Genomic DNA, 23,730 nt, shown 5'->3' with positions numbered 1-23,730 from the left:
GACTATTTCTTGAAGGAGCGGCTGAGATGAAGGTGCTGATTGTAGATGATGAGAAGCATGTGCGGGAGGCCATCCGTTATTTTGTTCCGTGGGACAGCTATAATATCTCCGGGATCTATGAGGCGACCAACGGGCAGGAGGCGATACGGATCATGCAGGAGCATCAGCCGGCCGTCGTCTTCACGGATATGCGGATGCCCCTGATGGACGGGGCGGAGCTGCTGGAATGGCTGCACCGTCATTATCCGCATACGAAGACGATTGTCATCAGCGGGTATCAGGATTTCAATTATGTGAAGCCGGCCATCGTATACGGCGGTACGGATTATCTGCTGAAGCCGCTGAACAGCAAGCAGCTGATTGCCTCTGCGGAGCATGCCTTCAAGCTGTGGATGGAGGAGGAGGCGGAACGGAAGCGGCGGCAGCGCCAGAACATGCAGCTGAACGCGCTGCGTCCGCTCTACTGGGACAAGATGCTGTCCGATCTGGTGAGCGGACAGGCCTCGTTCCATGAGCTGAAGCTGGCCCTCTGTGAAGAGCTGGGGATGCCGATTGGGGCGCAGGAGTGCAGGATCGCCGTCATCCCGCTGCAAGGCGCAGATTGCCATCTGCTGCGGAGATTTCGCGGCGATGTGGCCTTGACGGCCTTCGTGCTGGCCAATGTCTGCAATGAAGTGATGGCGGCCGACCAGAGCGGCTACGCCTTCCGCAACTGGCAGGGCGGAGGCGAGCTTGTAGTTCTGCTGTGGAGCGCTGTAGCACAGGCGGAGGAGATGCTTAACCGCCTGAATGAGGCCATCCGCCAGGCGTTTGGCGTTCAGCTGGATATCGGGCTTAGTCCGCTGAACCCGTTGCCGGAGGGGCTGCGGTCTGCCCTTGAACAGGCTGGACAGGCGCTTGCGGAGCGGAATCTATTGCAGCGGGACGGGCGCATTCATCCCTTCAGGAAGCGCGGGGAAGGGAGTGGACCTGCAAACGACTACGGCCTGGAGGGACGGCTGGATAAGCTCAGAATCGCCGTCTTGTCCGGCGATCTGGAGCGGATGGAGCGGGTGGCGGAGGAGTGGGCCGGACATCTGGCCGGGCTGCCGCTGCTCACAGAGCGCGTTCTGCTGCATCAGGAGACGGAGATGCTGGACGTTCTGAAGCGCTGGCGGCCGGAGGCAGAGATCAGCCTGGAGCGCTGTTATGACGCCGAAGGGCTGTTCTCGGTGGAGAACTGGCAATGCCGGCTGAAATCGCTGCTGCACCGCTTGTCCAAGGGCAGCCCGCAGACGCCGGATAGCCGGCTCGTCCAGGAGATCAGGGAGTACCTGGACAGGAACTATGCGCAGGAGATGACGCTGCAGCATATTGCGGAACGCTTTTTCATCAGCAGGGAGAATGTGTCGCGCAAGTTCAAGCAGATTACCGGAGAGAATCTGTCGGATTATCTCACCGGCCTCCGGGTGGAGAAGGCGAAGGCGCTGCTCCAGAATACGAATCTGCGGCTGTCGCAGATCGCGGAGCTGGTGGGCTATGAGGATGAGAAGTATTTCAGCCGTGTCTTCAAAAAAACCGCCGGCCTCACACCAAGAGAATACCGCAAGCAGGAAGAAGAAGCCTGAGCATGTTAGGTTCACGGACTGCCTGTCAGCATTTCCCGGCCTGCAACCGATAATAGCTATATGGGCAATAAATACATAGCTGCGGTTATAGGGGAGGGCTGGATAGTATGGACAATGATCTGGGAAGAACGATTAAGAATGACCTGATTAATGCCTATGGAGTGACTGTAATTCCGGCGGGGAGCCGGCTGAATGCCGAGCATCTGGAGCTTATCCGTAAACAAAAAATCGACAGATTCGACATTCTGTTTGCAGATGAGGCTGACCAGGCGCCCCCCTATCAGAAGATGGTCAACAGTACAGTGGACCTGTCCAAGGAATTATTTGAATCCTATAGAATCTCCCGCAAAATCCCGCTGGCGGATATCCGCAAGGATGTTCTTCCGGTCATTCAGGAGATCTCGCGCAACCCGGATATCTTCGCCTTGTTCCATTCGGTGCAGGGCAAGGATGATTATACATATCAGCACAATATCGGCGTTGCAGTGCTGTCTACCCTGATCGGCAGATGGCTGGAGATGAGTGAGGCGGAGCTGTCCGTGCTCTCCATGGCTGCAACCCTGCATGACATCGGCAAGCTGAAGATTCCTTCAGAGCTGCTGAATAAGCCCGGCAAGCTGACGGACGAGGAATTCACCCAAGTGAAGAAGCACACGGTCTATGGCTACGAAATCCTCAAAGAAACCACCGGAGCCAATTCACGCATTGCCCTGGTGGCGCTTCAGCATCATGAGCGAAATGACGGCAAGGGGTATCCGCTGGGGCTGACGGACGAGCAGATCGATCCTTACAGTAAAATTGTGGCCGTGGCGGATATTTTTCATGCGATGTCCAGCAAGCGCCCGTATCATGAGCCGATGCCCTTTCATATGATTGTGGATCAGATGAGAAGAGGCAGCTTCGGCGCGCTGGACCCGCATATTGTAACCGTTTTTCTGGAGAATGTCGTGAAGCGGTCCGTGGGGCGTGATGTAGTCTTAACCGATGGCCGGGTCGGCGAGATTGTCTATTTGAACCCGCATGATATCGAGACTCCGCTGATCCGCATCGGGGATGAATATATTGATCTCAGCAAAAGAACGGAGCTTAATATCCGGGAGATCAGCATCTGATTCTTATCTATTTGTTAAAATAATCGGCCACTCCCTCGGCAACAGCCTGGGCGGCCTTCCGCTGATAAGCCGCCTTGCGTACAATCGCTTCGTCGTACGGGTTCGACAGGAAGCCCAACTCTACAAGAGTGGCCGGCAGCGGATTCTCACGCAGAATATGGTAGTCGCCGAAGGAGAGGCCGTTGCTGCGCAGGCCAATGCCCTCACCCAGCCGGGTCTCCACTGCCCGGGCCAGCCGCAGATCATTCTGCTGCGAGTAGAAGAAGGTCAGCGTGCCGGAGACATTTTTCGGCGATGAATTATAATGAATGCTGACAAAAGCATCCGCACCGAGCTGCCGTCCGAGCTGTACCCGCTGGGAGAGCGCAGGCTTCTGGTCCCCGCGGGTCCGGGTCATCTCCACTCTGGCTCCCTTGGCGGTCAGATAATCCCGCAGGTACAGGGAGGTCTGGAGCGTCAGATCCTTCTCCATCGTGTCATAGGTTGTCCCGAGCATGCCGGGATCGGTGCCGCCGTGGCCGGGGTCCACTATGATCAGCTTGCCCCGGATACTGCCGGATTTCCGTACGACACTCGGAGTCTGGCTATTCGAGCTGATAGTGCTTGCGCTGCGTACGGTTCCGCCCGACAGATACCCGGAGGATACCCAGCCGACCGTTCCTCCGGCGGCGCGAACCCGCGACCACTCTCCCTGCCGGAGCAGGAGTGTCACCTTGTTGCCGGATTGCAGGGAACCGACCACCTCATAGCCGGTTCCCGGCCCGCTGCGAATGCGCAGGGAAGACGCGGTCACGACAGCCGTTCCGCTGGAGGCCGCTGTGGTCTTAACCGCCGCCTTGGAGCCGGTGGAGCTGGAAGAAGTGCTGGTGGAGGAGCTTCCACTGGTACGCTTCAGGTAGTAACCGGCCACCCAGCCGGAGACAGAGCCGGCCCGGACCTTGAGCCAGCCATGCTGCTCTTCAGTGACGGTAACGGTGGCTCCGGCAGCCAGAGTGCCTGTGACGGCAGCGCTTGCAGCAGGCTCACTGCGTACATTCAGGGAGCTGGCGTACACTTTGGCCGTGTAAGAAGTTGCAGCATAAGCGGTAGAAGACGGCAGGACAGGTGCCAGTATGGATGAAGTCAGGAGACAGGCTGACAGGACTGCAGTATGTAATTTTTGTCGCATACAAATAAATCCTCATTTCCCGGAGAGATAACATTCTATTACCCGTTTCATCGGCCGGAGAACACTAAAAAATTAAAATTGAAGATAAATACCTACCCCAACTACCGCTAACAACGCTGCTGACCATCTCTCTCTTAACTTCCTGCGCTGCTGCTGAATATCGCCCGAAGCCCTATTCGTTAGCAGGAAATGTCTGTATAATTATTACATATTGGGGAAACAGACAAAGGAGTGCCGCCGTGATCAGACCTAGATTATTCATTGGTTCTTCCAGAGAATCTATCCGCTATGCCAGAGCTATCCACGAACAGCTGAAGCGGACCGCTGAGGTCCATCCGTGGTATGCCGCTGCTTTCCGGCCGAATGAATACACCATGGAAGCGCTGGAGCGGAATCTGGATATCAGCGATTTTGCCGTCTTTGTGTTCTCACCGGATGATGTAGCCCGGATTAGGGGTAAATATTATTATGTGACCCGGGACAACACCCAGTTCGAAATGGGCCTGTTCTGGGCGCGGCTGCGGCGCGGCCGGGTCTTCTGCCTGCTGCCGGATCAGGTGCCCGCCCGCAGCGATCTTGTTCCGGGTGAGAATGTGGAAGAGTATCATCTGCTGTCGGATCTGTCAGGACTAACCCCGCTGGAATATGAGTGGCAGCATGAGAATGTTACAGCGGCGGTGGATGTGAGCTGCGGCAAGATCATCGACAGTATTCAGGCACAGGGGATGTACCACGATCCGGCTGTAGAGCTGTTGCAGCTTCGGGCAGAGCTTAGGCGAAAAGAAAGTATCCTTCACTTCTTTTGGCAATATAATAATAATGTAACGCCACCTCAGGCAGCCGAGAAATACCAGGCCCTGAGCGAAGCCGTCCGTAATTCATTCCTGCCCCCGGAGGACTGCCGGGTCATCGGAGCCGCCATGTGGCGGGCCGAAGCGGAAGCGGGCCTGAAGCAGGTCGGCGGCAATGTGGGACGCGGGCAGATGTATCCGTTCGCCGCCTTCGGGGATGGGAGCGTGAAGCCGGGGGTGCTGGATGCCTTTCTGACAAAAGAATGGACTTTTTTACAGCGTACGGAAGTTGCGGAGGTATATATCCTATGCTATCCTTTAGGGGAGAACCATGTGCTGTCCGTGCACTTCTCGGGAAGTCAGCGATTATCGGCAGAGGATATTACAGCAGTCGTGGCCTATAACCGGGATTTGTTCCGCACCGTCAATCATTTAGTGGGAGGGGACTAACAGGATGAAGAATATGAAGAATGCCGTTAGTGTATCCAGTACTGTCCGCCGGTCTGCAAGCGGTGACGGCAACAGCGCGGGAGCCAAAGGCCGCTCCAAACGTAAATCCGGCCCCAAGCTTACGCCCTCAGCGTCAAGCGTGTATTTGGCACCATCCCTGGAGGGTGGCGACGACGAGTACAAGAAGCTGGTCAGCGGTAAAGTGGATAATAACAAGCCATCATTTGCCTGAACATTGGCTAATTCATACTATTGAACAGGTCCCCAGCAATCGCTGGGGGCTTTTTTTGTCCTTTGAACGAATGAACGAACGAATGAACGAACGAATGAACGAATGAACGAACGAACGAACGAATGAACGAATGAACGAATGAACGATCGGCGGCTGCTACTTAGGTTAGGCGCTCTCCTGATGCACCTGCTTATACGTGGCATCCTCCGCCTGCGGGGTATTGAAGTTAAAACTAATATAAGGTATTAGAATGACTGTGCGGACTCCGCCGGATGGGGAAATGAGAGGGATAAATCCCATTGGTGGCGCTGAAAGTAGGCTGGATGAGGAAATGAAAGGGATAAATCCCATTAGTGGTGCTGAAAGTGGGCTGGATGGGAAATGAGAGGGATAAATCCCATTAGTGGTGCTGGAAGTGGGCTGGATGTGTAAATGAAAGGGATAAATTCCTTTGGTGACACTGAAAAGTGGGCTGGATGGGGAAATGAGAGGGATAAATCCCATTAGTGGTGCTGAAAGTGGGCTGGATGGGGAAATGAGAGGGAGTAAATCCCATTGGTGGTGCTGGAAGTGGGCTGGATGGGGGGAATTAAAGGGATAAATCCCATTGGTGGCGCTGGAAGTGGGCTGGATGAGGAAATGAAAGGGATAAATCCCATTAGTGGTGCTGGAAGTGGGGTGAATGAGGAAATGAAAGGGATAAATCCCGTTGGTGACGCTGAAAAGTGGGCTGGATGGGGAAATGAGAGGGATAAATCCCATTGGTGGCGCTGGAAGTAGGCTGGATGAGGAGCAAAAGTTAGCTAAATGAGCAAATCAGGAGCACAAGTGCACCTGAATCGAGCAAAAGTTAGCTGAATGAGCAAATCAGGAGCACAAGTGCACCTGAATCGAGCAAAAGTTAGCTAAATGAGCAAATCAGGAGCACAAGTGCACCTGAATCGAGCAAAAGTTGGCTAAATGAGCGAATGAGGAGCACAAGTGCACCTGAATCGAGCAAAAGTTGGCTAAAAGAGCAAATCAGGAGCACAAGTGCACCTGAATCGAGCAAAAGTTGGCTAAATGAGCGAATGAGGAGCACAAGTGCACCTGAATCGAGCAAAAGTTGGCTAAATGAGCGAATGAGGAGCACAAGTGCCCCTGAATCAAGCAGACGTTAGCTAAATGAGCAAATCAGGAGCACGAGTGCCCCTGAATCCAACAGATGTTAGTTAAATGAGCCAATCAGTTAGGCGGCACCCCATCCAGCGCAATGGCCCCTATTGCGCGGAGGAAATCCCGCGCTGCTTCTTCGCCAGCTCACGGCGCACCACCGGGGCGACCTCGGTGGCGAGCAGCTCGATGGCGGCGGCTACCTTGGCGTAGGGGAGGCCGCCGATGTCGAGCTGGGTCATGAAGCGGTTATGGCCGAACAGCTCATGCTGATAGAGAATCTTCTCGATGATCTGCTGCGGGCTGCCCACGGCCAGGGTGTTGTCCGGCGAGGTGAACCGGCCGAATTCGCTGCGCGAGACCCGGTACTCCTGACCGGGGCGCGGGCTGATGCTATTACGGTAGCTGTAGTAATAAGGGTAATACTCATCCAGTGCCTGCTGTGAGGTCTTGGCGATGTAGCCATGGCTGGTGATGGCGATCTTCAGGTCCTCCGGCTGGTGGCCGGCGGCTGCCCCGGCGCGTCGGTAAGTACCGGCCAGATTCTCGAAAGGCTCCGGGCTGCCGCTCAGAATAGCGATAGCCATGCCAATGCCAAGAGCACCGGCCTTCTCGGCACTTTCGGCCGAACCGCCGATGCCGATCCAGAGCGGCAGCTTCTGCTGTAGCGGGCGCGGAGCGATCTCGGCGTTATGCAGCGGGGAGCGGAATTTGCCCGCCCAGTTCATAACCTCATGCTGGTTCAGCGTGAGCAGCAGGTCGAGGTTCTCGCTGAACAGCTGCTTGTAATCCTCCAGCTCGTAGCCGAACAGCGGGAAGGATTCCAGGAAAGCGCCGCGCCCGGCGATGATCTCGGCCCGTCCGCCCGACAGCAGGTCCAGGGTGGCGAAATCCTCGAAGACACGGACCGGATCAATGGTGCTCAGCACGGTCGTAGCGCTGGTGAGCTTGATCCGCTGTGTAACCTGGGCAATAGCCGCCAGCACAACGGGCACCGAAGAAATCACGAAATCCAGCCGGTGATGCTCGCCAACGCCGAACACATCCAGCCCGGCTTCATCGGCCAGCTTCGCGGCTGCAATGACTTCCTGCAGACGCTGGAGGGGGCTGATCCGCTGCCCTGTATGGCAATCGGTAACGATATCGCCCAGTGTATAAATGCCGAATTCAAACTCCGGCAGACTTGTTTCCTTCTTTTGATTATTCGCTTGATCCTCCGCTTGCGCATTCGCTTGAGTATTCCCTTGGTTGTTCATGGTACAGACCCCTTATAATCCAGAATATTGAGTAGCAGTTATCTTCTAAGCTTGTCCGTTAGTGCAAGGATATAGCCCAGTATATCACAATAACTTACTAATTGTAAGTATATGAGTGGAAGTTTGTAACGCTTGCCCTGCGGTAACTTGTAATATTGGGCGTTCTATTTATAGAAGCTTTTGTCTCAGCAATCGGAGTGTCCGGGAAATATCCCATAAAGTTTTATATATACGAACTGGGCGGCTACCGATTATACTAAGTTGAACGAACCGTTTCTTCAGCAGGCGGAACGTCTCCCCAGATGTACACACGCAGACACTAGAATATTATGCTGGAGGAAATTGAATGAGCATTACAGAACTTACTAGCCAACTTTCCAGTTTCACAGGAAGGCTATTGCGGGAACGCTTCGGGAAAGGTCCTGAATCGATACACGCCTCCATCGGGGAGCAATGTATAGCCCTGCATATCCGTAATTTTATCGGGCCTGTGGAGAGGTTTTTATTAAATAAGGAAGAAGAACAGGCGTTTCGTTATACACGGGAGCTTCTGATGAAGTCCCTGCTTCCCGAGCTTGCAGCGTACATGAAGGAGAGCATGGCTGTTGAGGTCGGCGAGCTTTTTTATGATTGGGGCATTCATAACGCCTCGGGGATGATTGTGGCACTCATCAAGAATGACGACGTACCTATTGATGATTATGCCGGACGCGAGGAAGTCCATATCCAGATTAACGAAGTCACTAAGAAGGTCCAGAAGGAACCGGTCCATACGGACTCATGGTGGCTGGGACCCCGCATTCTAATTATTAAGCGTGAGGGTATCATGATTCCTTTGGAGAAGGAATTGATTGGCCTCGGCTATGAGAATACGCTTAAGACCACCAAGCGCAAGATGGAGAAGCGGTATTTGGATGATACCACCACGATAGCCCAGATGCTCGGCAAAGAGCTGGCGGATATTTATGTGGATTGGGATTTCGACAAAGATACCAGCGTGATAGCCTATACTTTTCACTAAAGTCTAACCATATAATAGGTGGAAATGAGTCGGACATGAAAATGAGCCGAACATGAGCCGAAGAAGGGGGAATGGTCCCTTTCTTCGGTTTTTTTATTTTCGCGTGCCCATCCGCAGTTAAGGGTGCTGAAATTTTTTAGGAGGATACGCTAGATGGAGGAGTGCAAGTGGACGGTACTATATGTGGAAGACAATCAGCTCAATATGGCCTTAGTACACCATATCTTCAAAAGAAACCTGCCCTCCGTATTGCTGCTGAAGGCTGAGACGGCAGAGCTTGGACTACAAATGGCGCGGGACGCTCAGCCGAATCTGATCATTCTGGACATCGGGCTTCCCGGACTTAACGGATATGAAGCTCTGGAAATATTGCAGCAGGATCAGGCGACTTGTCATATTCCGGTGCTGGCGACCAGCGCGTTTGCGCAAAGCTCGGATATTGAGCAGGCCAGGAAGAAAGGTTTTGCCGAATATATCACCAAGCCCTTTCAGGTTAAAGCGTTCACCGAAACCGTGAAAAGGCTGCTCTACGGAGAAGACCTGCAGAAGATTTAGCCCGAAATAGCAACAGGGGATTCATTAAGGTGGGGAACTGGGGAGATCTCTGTCTGGCGGCGGGTTCACGGGCTGCTGTAATCCGCTGAATAAGAATCGTCTATATTCGACATCATGAGTTGACTTTCGCCCGGATATGCAAGATATTTATATTGAAGATTTAATATAAAATATTGCATTTAATACTTCCAAACGGGTGGTGGATCTTATGCTAAGGCGGCATACGGAGACGTCTTCTTCATTTGAACAGGCATTTAAGACAGGAACTGCCGGAGTAGCATTTCTCTCCATGGCTGAAGAATGGACGAATGTGAATCCGGCGGTAACCCTCTTGCTCGGATATTCCGCAGAACAGCTGCTGGGGCGCAGCTTCACAGCATGCTGGGATGAAGATAGCCTGCACATACATAAGGACAGGATGGGGAGCTTGAGGACGGGAGCAGCCCCTTTTTTTGAAGCCGAAATCATGCTGCGCCATGCGGACGGCTCAGTGCTTCCGGTGCTGCTACATGCGGTGCGGGTGAGTGAGCCTTCGACGGGAGCGGGGCTGTATTATATCGTTCATCTGGCCGGAAGGCCGCCTGCGGCACCGGTGGAGGCAATCTCCGGGACGCCTGAGCGGCTGTACCAGCTGATTGCCGGCAACATCAGGGACATTGTCTACTATGCTGCGCCGGGTTCAGTCTGCCGCTATTGTTCCCCTTCAGTGGAAGAGGTGCTCGGGTACAGACCGGAGGAGCTGATCGGCCGGGACAACAGCAGGCTGGTTCACTCTGAGGATCTGGCCTTAATCAGTGCGCAGCAGATAGCTGACTCGCCTGATATCCAGCTGCGGATATTACATGCGAACGGGCAATATATCTGGATTGAATTCTCCCTGAGAACAGTGGAAGACGGCGGGGAGCGCGGGGTGCTGGCTGTCGGCCGCGATGTGACCCGGCGCAAGATTGTGGAGCAGAAGCTTCAGGAATCGGTCGAGCGTTATACATCGCTGAAGAAATATAATCATGACGCGATCATATCGCTGGACCTGGAAGGCCATATTATTAACGGGAATGAACAGGCGGTAAGGCTGACAGGGTATAAGATCCCCGAGATGGTAGGCATGAGTGTCAGCCGGATCATCGGCGAGCGGCAGCTGCAGAACGTACTCGGTCCCCGCCGGCAGAGCGGCTCCGTGGGACAGGATATCAACCTGATCTGGCATAAGGACGGGCATTCTGTGGAGGTTCTGACCACCCTTGCGCCGATTATTATCAACCAGTCTACCGTAGGCTTTTATATTATCGTCAAGGATATTACCGAGCAGAAGAAGCTGCTGATTGCCAAGGAGACCGCAGAGAATACGAACCGCGCCAAAAGTGAGTTCCTGGCCATGATGAGCCACGAAATCCGCACGCCGATGAACGGGGTGATCGGGATGACCGACCTGCTGCTGGAGAGCAGTGAGCCGGGGTCGCAGCAGCGGGAGTTCCTGGAGATTATCCGCCAGAGCGGTGAATCCCTGCTGAATATCATCAACGACATTCTCGATCTCTCCAAGATTGAGGCAGGCAAAATTTCACTCCAGGACGAGCCGTTCATCCTCCAGCACTGCATGGATTCTGCGCTGGAGCTGCTTCAGCTCAAGGCGGAGCGCAAAGGCCTGATCCTCAGCGTGGAGACGGAGCCGGATGTGCCGCAGCGGCTGATCGGGGACGGGGAGCGGCTGAAGCAGGTGCTGCTCAATCTGGCTGGCAATGCCGTGAAATTCACCTGTACCGGCGGGGTAAAAGTAGGCGTGAAGTGCATTGCCGCAAGCCCGCCAGGCGTAACGCTGGAGTTCACGGTGGCGGATACAGGGAAAGGGATTCCTGAAGATGCCCGCAGCCGCTTGTTCGAGCCGTTCTATCAGCTGGAGCATTTCAGGGGCCGCCATGGGGAAGGCACCGGTCTGGGGCTGGCGATCAGCAAGCAATTGGTTGAGCGGATGGGCGGAGAGATCTATCTGGATACAGCCGCCGGGCAAGGGGCGACCTTTGTGTTCACCGTGGTCCTCCGGACAGAAGCACAGGCGCTTCCGGCTGAAGGGCCGGAGGGGAACCTGCCGGAGCCGCAATCAGAAGGCCGGTCCCTGCATATTCTGGTAGCCGAGGACAATGTGATCAATCAGATCGTCCTGCGCAAAATCCTGGAGAAGCGCGGCTTCGTCGTCGATGTGGCCGAGGACGGGCGGCAGGCGGTCGATATGACCGCCCGGCACGGCTATGATCTGATCTTCATGGATGTGCAGATGCCCGGGATGAACGGCCTGGAGGCCACGGCTGCCATCAGGGCAGAGCAGCCGGCAGACCAGCAGCCTGTCATTGTTGCAGTGACGGCCAACGCGCTCAAGGGCGACCGGGAGCTATGTCTTGAAGCGGGGATGGACGAGTATATCAGCAAGCCGCTGAGAAGCGACAGCATTACCAAAGTAATCGGGAAATTTTTTGCGGATCAGGAATAAGCAGTCCTCTCTTCACAAAATAATCACAATACTGAGTTAAAGCTGCAATGCAGTGCTGTGATGTCTTGCATATGGAAGTCTTTTTGATTAAGATAGCAGAAACTGGTGCATAAGCAGCACTGATATACCTTGTAATGACAATGACGAAGAGAGTAAGCACTTCATAGCGGATCTTAACAGGGAAGGCGTGCCGGAGACTGAGAGCACCCTCATGAGACGTTTAGTGCCGAAGTTCACTTCCGAGTCGGTCCCTGAAGTACACTGCTGCAGCAGGTATGGGTAGGGTGGCCCGCTTCCTGCGTTAACGGATGTAAGACAGAATGAATCCACGGCCGGTCACCTTCAGGTATGCCGTCATGTGCTGATGCGTCAGCAGGATTCAGCTCTAAATAAGGGTGGTACCACGGCTCCTCGTCCCTTGCGGCGGGGGGTCTTTTTGCGTTCGTTCATAGCCTTAATTATTAATATCACAAAGGAGTGTCTGGGAATGAGTAATGTGGAATTGGATGAGCTGAGAGCAAGATTGGATGAGATTAACGGTCAGCTGCTGGAGCTGATCTCGGAGCGTGCCGGTATCGTTCAGGAGATTGGAGTGCTCAAGGAGAAGCAGGGCGTGCCGAAGTTCGATCCTGAACGGGAGAAGGCGATGCTGGAGAAAATGGTGGCAGGCAATAAGGGGCCGTTCACGAACGGAACCATCCGCACGCTGTTCAAGCAGATTTTCTCCGCTTCGCTTGATCTGCAAAGTACGGAGCATAAGAAGACCCTGCTGGTAGCGCGTAAAGACCATGCCGAAGATACGGTCATTCAGCTGCCGGGCGGCGTTACTGTAGGCGGATTATCCTCGCTGATGGTGGCTGGTCCATGCTCGGTGGAGAGCGAGCTGCAGACCCGTACGGTCGCTGCTGCCCTGCAGAAGGCAGGCGTCAAGGTTATGCGCGGCGGAGCCTTCAAGCCCCGGACCTCACCTTATGATTTCCAGGGGCTGGGCATGGATGGCCTGCGGATTCTGCGTGAAGCGGCGAGTGAATACGGGCTTTTGACGATCAGTGAGATTGTCGATCCCCGGCATATTGAAGAAGCGCTGGATTATGTGGATGTCATTCAGGTCGGCGCGCGGAACATGCACAACTTCGAGCTGCTCAAGGCGGTAGGGGAAGTGAATAAGCCGGTGCTGCTGAAGCGCGGACTATCCGCCACGCTGGATGAATTCGTTCATGCGGCAGAATATATTATGTCCCGCGGCAATATGGAGATTATGCTGATTGAACGCGGTATCCGCACCTATGAGCGGTCGACGCGCAATACGCTGGATATCTCGGCGGTGCCGATTCTCAAGCAGGAATGCCATCTGCCGGTGCTGGTCGATGTCACCCATTCCACCGGACGCAAGGATATCCTGATTCCATGTGCCAAGGCCGCGCTTGCTGCCGGAGCTGACGGTATTATGGTAGAGGTGCATCCTGATCCGGCTACAGCCTTGTCCGATGCGGCGCAGCAGCTTAATATTGAGGAGTTCAACACCTTCTTCAATGAAGTGAAGGCTTCGGGATTATACCGTTAAATTGAACAGGGTGAATTCACGTACTAGGAGGAACTGAAATTTTGAAGCAAGTCGTCTCATACAACAACGGTTGGTTCTCCAACACACGGAGTGATATTTTATCGGGCATGACCGTGGCTATTGCCTTAATTCCTGAAGCGATTGCTTTCTCCATCCTTGCTGGTGTGAGCCCTATGGTTGGATTGTACGCATCTTTCTGTATCGCTATTGTAACGGCCTTCGCCGGCGGGCGGCCGGGTATGATTTCGGCGGCGACAGGAGCGATGGCACTCTTGGTCGGCAGCCTGGTGCTGTCGCACGGCATTGAGTATCTGTTCGCGGCTACGGTGCTGGCAGGCATCCTGCAGATTGTGATGGGACTGCTGAAGCTGGGCCGGTTCATCACCTTCCTGCCGCAGCCGGTCATGACCGGCTTTGTCAATGCGCTGGCGATTCTGATCTTTATGGCTCAGCTGGTGCATTTTGAAGGGCAGGGCTGGATCATGTACACACTAGTGGCACTTACGCTGGTCATCATCTATACGGTTCCCCGGCTCACCAAGGCGGTGCCGTCGGCGCTGGTCGCCATTGCCGTAGTCTCGGTACTGAGCATTGTGCTGCATCTGGATGTAAGAACCGTGGGTGATATGGGGACTATTACCTCAGCGCTGCCGGTATTTCATCTGCCAAGCCTTCCCTTGACGCTGGATACGCTGCTGATTATTCTGCCGTATTCGCTCTCACTCGCGGTCGTCGGATTACTGGAATCGCTGATGACAGCCACGCTGATTGATGATATCACGGGCACCGGCAGCGACAAGAACCGGGAAGCGAAGGGGCAGGGGCTGGCCAACATCGTGACCGGCTTCTTCGGAGGCATGGCAGGCTGCGCGATGATCGGCCAGTCGATGGTCAATATGAAATCGGGCGGACGGACACGCTTATCCACTTTTGTCTCCGGGATATTCCTGCTGTTCCTGATTCTTGTGCTGGGTGATGTTGTTAAGCAGATTCCTATGGGTGCGCTGGTCGGTGTAATGATTATGGTCTGCGTCAGCACCTTTGAATGGAAGTCCCTGACCTCCTTGCGGAGAGTTCCGCTAAGCGATGCCCTGGTCATGGTGGTCACTGTGGTTACAGTAGTAGCTACCGATAATCTGTCGATCGGCGTGCTGTTCGGCGTGCTGCTGAGTGCCTTATCTTTTGCCTGGAAAATCGCTTCCATCCAGCTGAGTGTTCATACTACGGCATCTGTAACGACTTATCGAGTATCGGGCCAGCTGTTCTTCGGAACAACAAGCCATTTCGTGAATGAATTCATGTACGACAGTGATCCGGCACAGGTGATTATCGACTTCAGCCGTTCCCATGTATGGGATCAGTCGGCGGTGGGGGCTATTGCCAAGACGATGGATAAATACGCGGCACTGGGTACTAAGGTCACTCTCACGGGTCTAAATGAAGAAAGTGCCCGGCTGGTGCAGCGGGTTGGATTGTCGCCTTCGGGCGGCCATTGAGAGATCAAGGACAGAAGGCTGTTTTTGGAGCGATTGGGCTTCAGAAGCAGCCTTTTTTTGACAATATAATAATGTAAAGAACTCATCCTACAAATTTTAATAGTCCACGCCGTCTTTGGAAAAGGGTTTTTGAAAAGTTTGTCGAAATTTTCCGGTAGAGGGACATTTGTCATTGCATCTTCGGATGGCCCTACTATAACTACGCAATTGTTATGCGCGAAAGGGAAGGCCTCCATGTTTTCTTTTATCCGAACCAGGCTGATTGCCCGTATTCTCTGTGTTATGACTTTAGTGATTCTCTGCATTACAGCAGGCAATGCCGCCATTCAGTGGGTGAACACCGGATCAGCGGTCAAAGGGACGATCAGCAGCTACAACATGAGTATTGCCAGCCATTATGTGACGCAGATTGATGCCGGCCGCTACAGCGAATTCCTGGCCGATCCGCAGGAGTCGGACCTGTATTGGTCGCTCCGCCATGAACTGGATCTGTTCCGGAAGTCGATTGGTGCCCGTTATGTATATTTTGTGCGGATTGATGATGCCCGCCAGCCGCAGCTGATGATTGACGGCAGGCCGGAGGGAGACCCGCTGGCTTCGGGGATTAATGAGACTACCGATATGCCAGCGGCCGCAGTTACGGCTGTGCTTGCCGGAGAGAATGCCAGCACGCCGCTGATCAGCAATCCCGAATACGGGGATTATATCTCGGCATTCGTTCCTATGAAGGACACCGCTGGGAAGCTGGTCGGGGCGCTGGGCATTGATACGGATGTTGCTGTGCTGAGTACGCTGACCCGTGATGTCCTGATTGAGAGCCTGCCGCTCTATAGTATTATTCTAGCGCTGTCTCTGGGCGCACTCGCAGTGCTGGCCTGGTTCGTCTCCCGGTCCTTGCGTCCGCTGGTGACGATTACAGAGAGCGCGGGCACGATGGCCGAAGGGGATCTCGCCGGGGCAGCCCGTATCCTGCATGCCCGTCCGGTCACCTCCCGGGATGAGATTGGCAGGGCTTATCAGGCGATGCTCCAGATGTCAGGGGACCTGAATGCCAGAGTGAAAGGGATGGTATCCGGAGTGTCTCACGCATCCGACAGTCTCTACGGCTCCTCCGAGACCTTCGCCAGGAATGCCGACGATGTGCTGAAGATGAGTGAGACGGTGAGCGGCAGAATCAGCGATATCCATGCCGGGGCTAACTCGCAGACGGAAGGCGCACAGAGCAGCGCTGTGGCTATGGATGAGATGGCGCTGGGCATCTCGCGCATCTCGGAGGCCTCGGCTGCGGTCTCGGAATTCGCAGTCAAGGCGCTGGACATTGCAGAGGCGTCCCAGACGGCCATGAACCATACTAATCAGCAGATGAAGTCGATCTCCTTATCCACCGGGGAGACCCTGGATATTGTGCTGCGGCTGCAAGGGTACACGGATGAGATTGAAGGCGCGCTGGCTGCGATCAGGCAGTCTGCGGATCAGACGAAGCTGCTGGCGCTGAATGCCTCGATTGAGGCGGCGCATGCGGGGGAGCACGGCCGAGGCTTCACGGTCGTAGCCGGTGAAGTACGCAAGCTGGCGGAAGGCTCCGCAGCCTCGGCTGAGCGGGTGGCCGAGCTGCTGCTGCATATCAGCCAGGCTTCGGCAAGCATCGAGGTACAGATGACGGAAGCGTCCGCTGAAGTGAAGGAAGGGGTGCGGATGTCAGCCGAAGCGGAGGCTGCTCTGCTGGAGGCCTCCAGCGCCTTCCGTGAGGTGGCCGGACAGATCATTGATGTGTCGGCGACAGCGGAGCAGCTCTCCGCCGGCTCGGAAGAGGTTGCGGCAGTGGTGGGCAGCATGGCCGATATTGCCGGAGAGGTCTCAGAGCAGACCCGGGAGATCCGTGAGCTGACCGATCTGCAATTGGCGCGAATCAAAGAAGTCTACGAGGCTTCGCTGAGCGTCAGCGCGAGTACGGGCGATCTGCGGGAGGCCATCCGGCAGGTGAATGTATAGGGCTAGGGGTCGGTGGGTGTGATCTATACTGCCCGGAGTGGATACAGGTTTAGCAGATGTTATGCCCTCCAGCTTTCAAAAGCGTCCAACTATTGGTATGATTACAAGGGATGTGAACATCTATTACCGATTATATGGAGGAATTGAACATGAGTGAAACTACAATATCCGGGATTATTGATCATACGCTGCTGAAGGCGGATGCCCGGAAAGACGATATTATCAAGCTTGCCGAAGAGGCCAAAGCCTATAAATTCGCCTCTGTGTGCGTGAATCCGGCCTGGGTGGCCACGGCGCATGCCGTACTGAAGGATACACCGGAAGTGAAGGTATGTACAGTAATCGGCTTCCCGCTGGGGGCATCGACTCCTGAGGCTAAGGCTTTTGAGACGAAGGATGCCATTGCGAACGGTGCCGGTGAGGTGGATATGGTCATTAATATCGGCGCACTGAAGGACGGCAATGACGAGCTGGTGAAGCGCGATATGGTCGCAGTGGTCGAAGCCGCGCGCGGCAAAGCGCTGACCAAGGTCATTATTGAGGCCTGCCTGCTTACGGAAGAGGAGAAGGTCCGTGCCTGCAAGCTTGCTGTAGAAGCTGGCGCAGACTACGTGAAGACCTCGACCGGCTTCTCTACCGGTGGGGCAACGAAGGAAGATATCGCCCTGATGCGGGCAACGGTCGGCTCTGAGATCGGCGTGAAGGCCTCCGGCGGTGTACGCAGCGCGGAAGACGCGCTCGTAATGATCGGCGCAGGCGCCAGCCGGATCGGGACAAGCGGCGGTGTGGCGATTGCCAAAGGCGAACAGAGCCAGAGCGGCTACTAAATAGAAGATTGGTTAACCTGTAGACGGCTGCGTCCTCCTTGAGTTCAAGGAGGACGCAGCCGTTTGTTATGTGTAAAGGAGTAAGGAGAACTGTCTGGCGTAGATAAGATGAGTATGAGGATGGGCTACCGGACGCGGGCTGAGTGGAGATTCAGGGGGATAAATCCCTCTGAATTCGCCGGAAGTGGGCTAAATGGTGGGAGGAGAGGGATAAATCCCTTTGAATTCGCCGGACGTGAGCCAAAAGTGAAAATGAAGGGTATTAATGCACCTGAATTCCGCGGATGCGGGCCAAAAGTGGAAATGAAGGGTATTAGTGCACCTGAATTCCGCGCACGCGGGCCAAAAGTGGAAATGAAGGGTATTAATGCACCTGAATTCCGCGCTCGCGAGCCAAAATTGAAAATGAAGGGTATTAATGCACCTGATATCGCTGGACGTGAGCCAAAAGTGGAAATGAAGGGTATTAGTGCACCTGATATCGCCAGACGTGAGCCAAAATTGAAAATGAAGGGTATTAGTGCACCTCAATCCGCTGGACGCGGGCTAAATTGCCAGCTTTATCACAAAAACGGCTACGGCCCCTTGAAATCAAGGAGGCCGTAGCCGTTTTTGTATAGGAATAGTTGTCTGGATATCTGAAAAATGAGCTGAATAGGCTTCCCTGGACTAGACGAGCCCCTTATCCATCGCCTTGCCGATCAGCGTAGCGAACAGGCTGTTGGACCAGGCGAACCACTCGCGCGAGAAGTCGGCCGGGTTATCCGGGTGGAAGCCTTCGTGCATGTAGCCGGTATCGGCATCGGTGCGGATCAGCATATCGATCAGCTCCTTGACCTCCTCATCGTTATCCGCCGTCAGCGCCTGCATGGACAGCGCCATATGCCAGACGTAACCGCCCGGGGTATGCGGACTGCCGATGCCCTTGGCGTGCCTGCCCTCGAAATAGAAGGGGTTATCGAAGCTTAGCGCGAACCGGCGGGTGTTCTGATAAATCTCATCCTCCACGCCCACATAACCAATATAAGGAATGGAGATCAGCCCCGGCGTACCGGCATCATCCATCAGCGAGTAATTGCCGTAGCCGTCCGTCTCATAGGCATAGATTCTGCCGTATTTCGGATGAGTCACGATGCCGTAGGTGCGGATACCGAAGTCGATCTCCTTGCGCAGCTTCGCCGCTCTCGCCGCCAGCCGCTCATCCTGGTAGACCTTGCTTGCCATCTCGCCGATATACCCCAGAATGACCACAGCGAACATATTCGAGGGAATATTGTAGCCGAATTCGCAGCTGTCATCGCTCGGGCGGAAGCCCGACCAGCTCATCCCGGTGTAGTTGACCGGCATTCCGCGTCCGTTATTATGCAGTGTCTCCGTATCCTGAAGCGTCTGGCGGATGAAATGGTAAGGGGACTTCTCCCCGTGATGCTGCTCGGTCTCGATCGTGTTCACGATGGAGGTCAGCGCCTGGTAGCAGGCGGCATCGAAGATATCGGTCTGCTCCGCTTCCTTCCAGTACATATAAGCCAGTTGAACGACGAAGCAGAGGGAGTCCAGCTCATATTTGCGCTCCCACATCCACGGGTTCAAGTTACAGTCGTCCGTATCGCGGTAATGCTTGTCGCTTGCCGTCTCGTTGAAGGCATTGGTGTACGGATCAATATTCACATAGAACATCTGGCGGGCAATCAGGCCGCGGAGAATCCGCTGCAATTCAGGGTCGTTTTTGGCAAAAGGAATATAGTGCCGCACCTGCTCCGTCGAATCGCGCAGCCACATGGCCGGGATATCGCCGGTGAACACGAAGGTCGTGCCGTCTTCCAGCAGCTTGGTCGTGGTCTCCAGCGTGTTCGGGAAGCAGTTGCGGAACAACTGCTGCAGTTTCGGGTGGTGGGCAAGCCGTTCATCGGCCTCATTCAGATAGGTGGTAATGGAAGCTGGCAGGTTCATAGTATAATTCCTCCTCAGGCATAGTGGATTTAGGGTTGTGCTATTTGCAGAGCATAGGTGACAATTTGGGCTTTGCCGATGGAGCTGCGGAGTATTCCTTCATCTAAGACTTCCTGGTGCTTCCGCCGTTCCAGAATATCACTGGCATGGACAGCCTCCACGGGAAAATGCGGCGTAAGCGCGAGCTCCTGCTCTGCTCCCGCCAGATTGTACCAGCGCAGAATGATGTCCTCATGGTCTGCGGACATTTTGAAGGCGGACAGCGCCAGGGTGCGGCCCTGCCATTCCAGCGGCTGATAGACCGCAGGGAGGGAACCCTCCTGCCAGCCGGTCTGAACGGTGAACCAAGGCACCTGGTACTGGTAGGCCCACGCGCAGGCCTCCGTCCAATCCGCGTCCCCGGCGAAGGGACGGACCGCGAATTCCACAGTCTGCTCACCGAGGCACTGGGCTTCTGGTGTAGGGAACACGCCCCAGTCACCCAGCTCTGATACGCTGCGCAGCAGGGTGACAGCAATGGTATTGCTGCCGTCCCGCAGCACCTCATATTCATTCAGCCCTTGGTTGGCTACCAGCAGGCCGGCGCTGCCGTCCGACACGCTGACGTAAGCCTGCTGGTGCTGGGCATTGCTTGGATTGATCCAGTCCGCTGCTGGCTCAATCCCGCGCTCAGCGGCTTCGAAGATGGAATCAGCCAGAAGGGTGGACGCCGCCAGCCCGGTAGGGACAAGCACGCGCAGCCGGTGATCCTTGGCCTGATTATTGAACGAGGCAGAGACCTGAATGCCGGTCCCGTTAGCCTCCAGGCTAATCCGGGTCACAATCCGCAGCGGTACCTGCTCAGCGGAGCGCCCGGCCTTGCGCTGCCGGAACGGCACCATTCTGCGCTTCTCGTCCTCGAACGAAGCATCTGCGGAGGCAGGAATAGCCCATTCGTGCACGATTTCATACGTGATGCGGTAAGGCTCGTGCTCGGCCAGCGAGATCCGGGCGGCGAGGCCCTTGGTCGTCAGTGCAGCATCGCCCTCGGGCTGGCGGAACACATATTCATTGCCGATATCGCCGCAGTTCTCATAGACACCCAGCGCAGCGAAGACCTTGCCGGTGCGCTTGTCCGTCACATCGTAAGACCCATCCTCCCGGATGTGGACAGCCAGGAATTCATTCTCCATCCCACGTTCCAGCAGCTTAAGCGGACCCTCAGCAGGAGCCCCGGCGGACCCACCCGCTGGCTTCACCCAGGCGTAGGTGCTGTAGCCTAACGGCGGCACCTGCGCAGCCTCGAAGGTCAGCCGGACCATCCGGGCCATATAAGGCTTGCGGAACTGGTCGTCCGGCAGCTCATAGCCGAACCGGGTGCCCAGATCCTCCGCCCGGCAAGCCACGATCTGCCCTTCGGAGTCCACTAGCCGACCGCCCTCCAGATCAAGCGGAAGCTGATCCAGCGCTTCGGCAATCGCCGCAGGGTTCGGCCCTTCCTTGAAATAACGCTTGGCGAAGATTACCTCCACGCTTACTGTTCCGCTGCGTTCCCAGCCGGTTGTATTGAAGACCGTCACCGGCAGCGCAGATTCGCCCCAGGCGGCTACATTCCGGGTTCCGATCTGTGCGGATACCGCTCTCAGACTCTCTTCAATAATAGCTTCGCCTACATGGCGGCTTTTCTCGAAGCGGCTGATCATCTCGCGGTGGACCTCATCCACACTGCAGCCGCAGATGCTATCATGCGGGTGGTTCTGCATCAGCGTCTTCCAGGCGTAAGTCAGCAGGGCATGAGGATAAGCCTGCCCGCTCACCAGATAAGCGAGTGCCGCCAGCGGCTCAGCGCCCTTCTCCAGCAGCGTCTGACCCTGCTGGTTCAGCTGCTTCAGGTAGACGCGGGCGGAAGCGGTATTCACCAGCGTCCCCCAGCCGTCCGTATGCTGGCTGCGCAGCTCGCCATGCACGGTGACCAGATCCTCGGGCAGCGAAGGCGCCAGCGCCTTCAGGTATTCCTCGAAGCTGGAGTGGACGAAGTCCGTGTCCGGGTACAGCTTCCGGGCCGTCTCCAGCGCATCTGCGAGATCACGCTGCACCGGCTGATGATCACAGCCGTTCATGAACAGCAGCTCCGGGGTAGAAGCGTATTTGCCGGCATCCGCGAGCTTTTTGTCCCAGAAAACCTTGGCTTCCCCTGCATCTACGGGCACCTCTTTGCCGTTGCTGTACCAGTTCGCAAACAGCAGTCCAAGCACGGACGAGCCGTCGGGGGATTCCCAGTACATCTCGGAGTAGGGCGACTCATAGCTGGTGCTGTTCAGCTCACCGACCATATTATCGAAGCCCGTCGGCTTCACGCCGCGGCCGAACACCGCAGTCTCAATGTCAGCTTGCTTGAGTAGCTGGGGGGCTTGGCCCATATTGCCGAAGGAATCGGGGAAGTAGCCGAGCTTCGAGATGACGCCATATTTCGCTGCGTCCTGGTGGCCGATCAGCAGATTGCGCACATTGGCCTCGGAGCTGGTCAGGAATTCATCCTGTAGCACATACCAGGGGCCGATGACAATCCGGCCTTCGCGGATGAAGCGCTCCAGCTGCTCTCTCCGCTCAGGATGAACCTGCAGATAATCTTCAATAATAATGGTCTGTCCGTCCAGGTGGAAGTACCGGTAGCGCGTGTCCTGCTCCAGCGTCTCCAGCAGTTCGTTCATCAGCTTCGCCAGCAGCACATGGTGACGCTCGTAAGGCATATACCATTCCCGGTCCCAATGGGTGTGTGAAATCAGGTGGGCAGTTGTACGGGTCATGACAGAAACCTCCTATATCTTCAGTCGGGTGTTGTAGTGTCGGCATTCGTAGCAAATGTTTGCATACCTGCCGGGGGATCACAATATGTAACTTTTGCAGGGGGGAGGAGGGTTCATAATTCACACATTTACGGCAGTCAGCCAGCGGCGGCCTATCGAAGTTATTCAGCCCATAAGCCCCGTAACAGCGCGGTTTTACACTCTTTTAACATGACAATGCACAACCTACATATTTACGGTGTCAGCTTAGTTTCTCTACAATTTGGGATGTAAGCGTTAGCAGGAAAGGCCATAGCAAGAATGCGAAGCGGATACAGATTCATGTGTAATGAAAACTAACATAGAGAGGAGTGGGAGAATGAAGGGGAACAAGTCCCTTGGCAAAAGAATCTGGCAGAATTGGGAGCTCTATCTGTTCATGCTTCCCGCGTTACTGTATTTCTTCATCTTTCATTATGGTCCGATGTACGGCATTCAAATTGCCTTCAAGAACTTCGTACCCTCCAAAGGCATTACGGGCAGCGACTGGGTAGGCTTCGACCATTTCGAACGGTTCTTCAATTCTTATTTCTTCTGGGATCTGCTGTGGAACACGTTCAGCATCAGCTTCTATGAGCTTGCCATCGGGTTTCCGCTGCCGATCATTCTGGCCCTGGCCTTCAATGAGGTCCGCAACGGCCCGTTCAAGAAGTCGGTCCAGACGGTTACCTATGCGCCGCATTTCATTTCAGTGGTCGTCATGGCGGGGATGATTATTACCTTCCTGTCGCCCTCCAGCGGAGTGATTATCCGGTTCATTGAATTCCTGGGCTTCCAGCCGGCGCAATTTCTGACCGATCCTGCCTGGTTCAAGACGGTGTACGTCTTCTCGGGCGTCTGGCAGAGCACCGGGTGGGGGACGATCATCTATCTCGCGGCCCTGTCCGGCGTAGATCCCCAGCTGCATGAAGCGGCCATTGTGGATGGAGCCAGCCGGATCAAGCGGGTGCTGCATATCAACCTGCCGACCATTATACCCACGATTACGATCATGCTGATTCTGAACATGGGTAACATTTTGGGCCTGGGCTTCGAGAAAATCCTGCTGCTGCAGAATTCGCTCAACATGGAAGCCTCCGATGTCATATCCACCTATGTCTACCGGGCCGGTCTGGTGAACGCCCAATACAGCTTCTCGACGGCTGTCGGATTGTTCAACTCGGTGGTCAATGTAATACTGCTCGTTACCGTGAACCGGATTGCCAAACGCACCAGTGAGAACAGCCTCTGGTAGAAAGGAGTTGAAG

18 protein-coding genes are annotated in these 23,730 nt (G+C 55.2%); 14 read left to right on the top strand and 4 right to left on the bottom strand.

What is annotated here, in order from left to right; all coding sequences use genetic code 11:
• Positions 1–26: 26 nt before the first annotated feature.
• Together ACFSX3_RS32890 and ACFSX3_RS32885 are read left to right on the top strand one after the other, a co-directional pair.
• On the top strand, positions 27–1,607 hold the full coding sequence (locus ACFSX3_RS32890) for a response regulator (RefSeq protein WP_379254909.1): 1,581 nt from the start codon (positions 27–29) through the stop codon (positions 1,605–1,607).
• A 107-nt stretch (positions 1,608–1,714) separates the two neighbouring features.
• Positions 1,715–2,719, top strand: a complete 1,005-nt coding sequence (locus ACFSX3_RS32885) for an HD-GYP domain-containing protein (protein ID WP_036694892.1) — start codon at positions 1,715–1,717, stop codon at positions 2,717–2,719.
• A 7-nt stretch (positions 2,720–2,726) separates the two neighbouring features.
• On the opposite strand, the gene ACFSX3_RS32880 is transcribed toward ACFSX3_RS32885, so the two are convergent.
• Positions 2,727–3,887 (bottom strand): N-acetylmuramoyl-L-alanine amidase, encoded by a 1,161-nt coding sequence (locus tag ACFSX3_RS32880; protein WP_209991789.1) that lies wholly within the window; start codon positions 3,885–3,887, stop codon positions 2,727–2,729.
• 239 nt (positions 3,888–4,126) lie between these two features.
• Here ACFSX3_RS32880 and ACFSX3_RS32875 point away from each other — a divergent pair, with 239 nt between their 5' ends.
• The 3 genes from ACFSX3_RS32875 to ACFSX3_RS32865 all read left to right on the top strand — a co-directional run bounded on the left by ACFSX3_RS32875 (position 4,127) and on the right by ACFSX3_RS32865 (position 6,140).
• Positions 4,127–5,128 (top strand): TIR domain-containing protein, encoded by a 1,002-nt coding sequence (locus ACFSX3_RS32875; protein ID WP_209991790.1) that lies wholly within the window; start codon positions 4,127–4,129, stop codon positions 5,126–5,128.
• Between the two features lie 4 nt (positions 5,129–5,132).
• Entirely contained in the window at positions 5,133–5,360 is a 228-nt protein-coding gene (locus ACFSX3_RS32870) for a hypothetical protein (RefSeq protein ID WP_209991791.1), read from the top strand.
• A 555-nt stretch (positions 5,361–5,915) separates the two neighbouring features.
• Positions 5,916–6,140: a hypothetical protein gene (locus ACFSX3_RS32865; protein ID WP_209991792.1), complete on the top strand. Its 225-nt coding sequence runs from the start codon at positions 5,916–5,918 to the stop codon at positions 6,138–6,140.
• Positions 6,141–6,619: 479 nt separating this feature from the next.
• On the opposite strand, the gene ACFSX3_RS32860 is transcribed toward ACFSX3_RS32865, so the two are convergent.
• A complete protein-coding gene (locus ACFSX3_RS32860; RefSeq protein ID WP_209991793.1) occupies positions 6,620–7,768 on the bottom strand; it encodes an LLM class flavin-dependent oxidoreductase in 1,149 nt (382 codons plus the stop codon).
• 346 nt (positions 7,769–8,114) lie between these two features.
• Between ACFSX3_RS32860 and ACFSX3_RS32855 the strand changes: the two genes are divergently transcribed.
• From ACFSX3_RS32855 to ACFSX3_RS32820, 8 genes are all read left to right on the top strand, one after another.
• On the top strand, positions 8,115–8,789 hold the full coding sequence (locus ACFSX3_RS32855) for a Na-translocating system protein MpsC family protein (RefSeq protein ID WP_209991794.1): 675 nt from the start codon (positions 8,115–8,117) through the stop codon (positions 8,787–8,789).
• Between the two features lie 153 nt (positions 8,790–8,942).
• Positions 8,943–9,344 (top strand): response regulator, encoded by a 402-nt coding sequence (locus tag ACFSX3_RS32850; RefSeq protein ID WP_209991795.1) that lies wholly within the window; start codon positions 8,943–8,945, stop codon positions 9,342–9,344.
• A 208-nt stretch (positions 9,345–9,552) separates the two neighbouring features.
• Complete coding sequence (locus ACFSX3_RS32845; protein ID WP_209991796.1) at positions 9,553–11,829, top strand: PAS domain-containing sensor histidine kinase; 2,277 nt, start codon at positions 9,553–9,555, stop codon at positions 11,827–11,829.
• 487 nt (positions 11,830–12,316) lie between these two features.
• Complete coding sequence (locus ACFSX3_RS32840; RefSeq protein ID WP_209991797.1) at positions 12,317–13,393, top strand: bifunctional 3-deoxy-7-phosphoheptulonate synthase/chorismate mutase; 1,077 nt, start codon at positions 12,317–12,319, stop codon at positions 13,391–13,393.
• 41 nt (positions 13,394–13,434) lie between these two features.
• Entirely contained in the window at positions 13,435–14,889 is a 1,455-nt protein-coding gene (locus tag ACFSX3_RS32835; protein ID WP_379254925.1) for a SulP family inorganic anion transporter, read from the top strand.
• A 234-nt stretch (positions 14,890–15,123) separates the two neighbouring features.
• Positions 15,124–16,881, top strand: a complete 1,758-nt coding sequence (locus ACFSX3_RS32830; RefSeq protein WP_209991798.1) for a methyl-accepting chemotaxis protein — start codon at positions 15,124–15,126, stop codon at positions 16,879–16,881.
• 149 nt (positions 16,882–17,030) lie between these two features.
• Complete coding sequence (gene deoC / locus ACFSX3_RS32825) at positions 17,031–17,708, top strand: deoxyribose-phosphate aldolase (RefSeq protein ID WP_209991799.1); 678 nt, start codon at positions 17,031–17,033, stop codon at positions 17,706–17,708.
• A 120-nt stretch (positions 17,709–17,828) separates the two neighbouring features.
• The gene (locus ACFSX3_RS32820) at positions 17,829–18,314 is read left to right on the top strand and encodes a hypothetical protein (RefSeq protein WP_379313794.1); all 486 of its coding nucleotides are present in this window, start codon (positions 17,829–17,831) and stop codon (positions 18,312–18,314) included.
• A gap of 63 nt (positions 18,315–18,377) precedes the next feature.
• On the opposite strand, the gene ACFSX3_RS32815 is transcribed toward ACFSX3_RS32820, so the two are convergent.
• Together ACFSX3_RS32815 and ACFSX3_RS32810 are read right to left on the bottom strand one after the other, a co-directional pair.
• Complete coding sequence (locus ACFSX3_RS32815; RefSeq protein WP_209991801.1) at positions 18,378–19,658, bottom strand: glycoside hydrolase family 125 protein; 1,281 nt, start codon at positions 19,656–19,658, stop codon at positions 18,378–18,380.
• 29 nt (positions 19,659–19,687) lie between these two features.
• Positions 19,688–22,444: an alpha-mannosidase gene (locus tag ACFSX3_RS32810; protein ID WP_209991802.1), complete on the bottom strand. Its 2,757-nt coding sequence runs from the start codon at positions 22,442–22,444 to the stop codon at positions 19,688–19,690.
• A gap of 358 nt (positions 22,445–22,802) precedes the next feature.
• On the opposite strand from ACFSX3_RS32810, the gene ACFSX3_RS32805 reads away from it, so the two are divergent.
• On the top strand, positions 22,803–23,717 hold the full coding sequence (locus tag ACFSX3_RS32805) for an ABC transporter permease (RefSeq protein WP_256707168.1): 915 nt from the start codon (positions 22,803–22,805) through the stop codon (positions 23,715–23,717).
• The last annotated feature ends 13 nt before the right edge of the window (positions 23,718–23,730 follow it).

Origin of the sequence: Paenibacillus rhizoplanae (genome assembly GCF_042684125.1) — a bacterium.
GTDB classification, from domain to species: domain Bacteria; phylum Bacillota; class Bacilli; order Paenibacillales; family Paenibacillaceae; genus Paenibacillus_AQ; species Paenibacillus_AQ rhizoplanae.
Note: the sequence above shows the minus strand (reverse complement) of the source record. Positions and strands in the feature narration are given on the sequence as shown.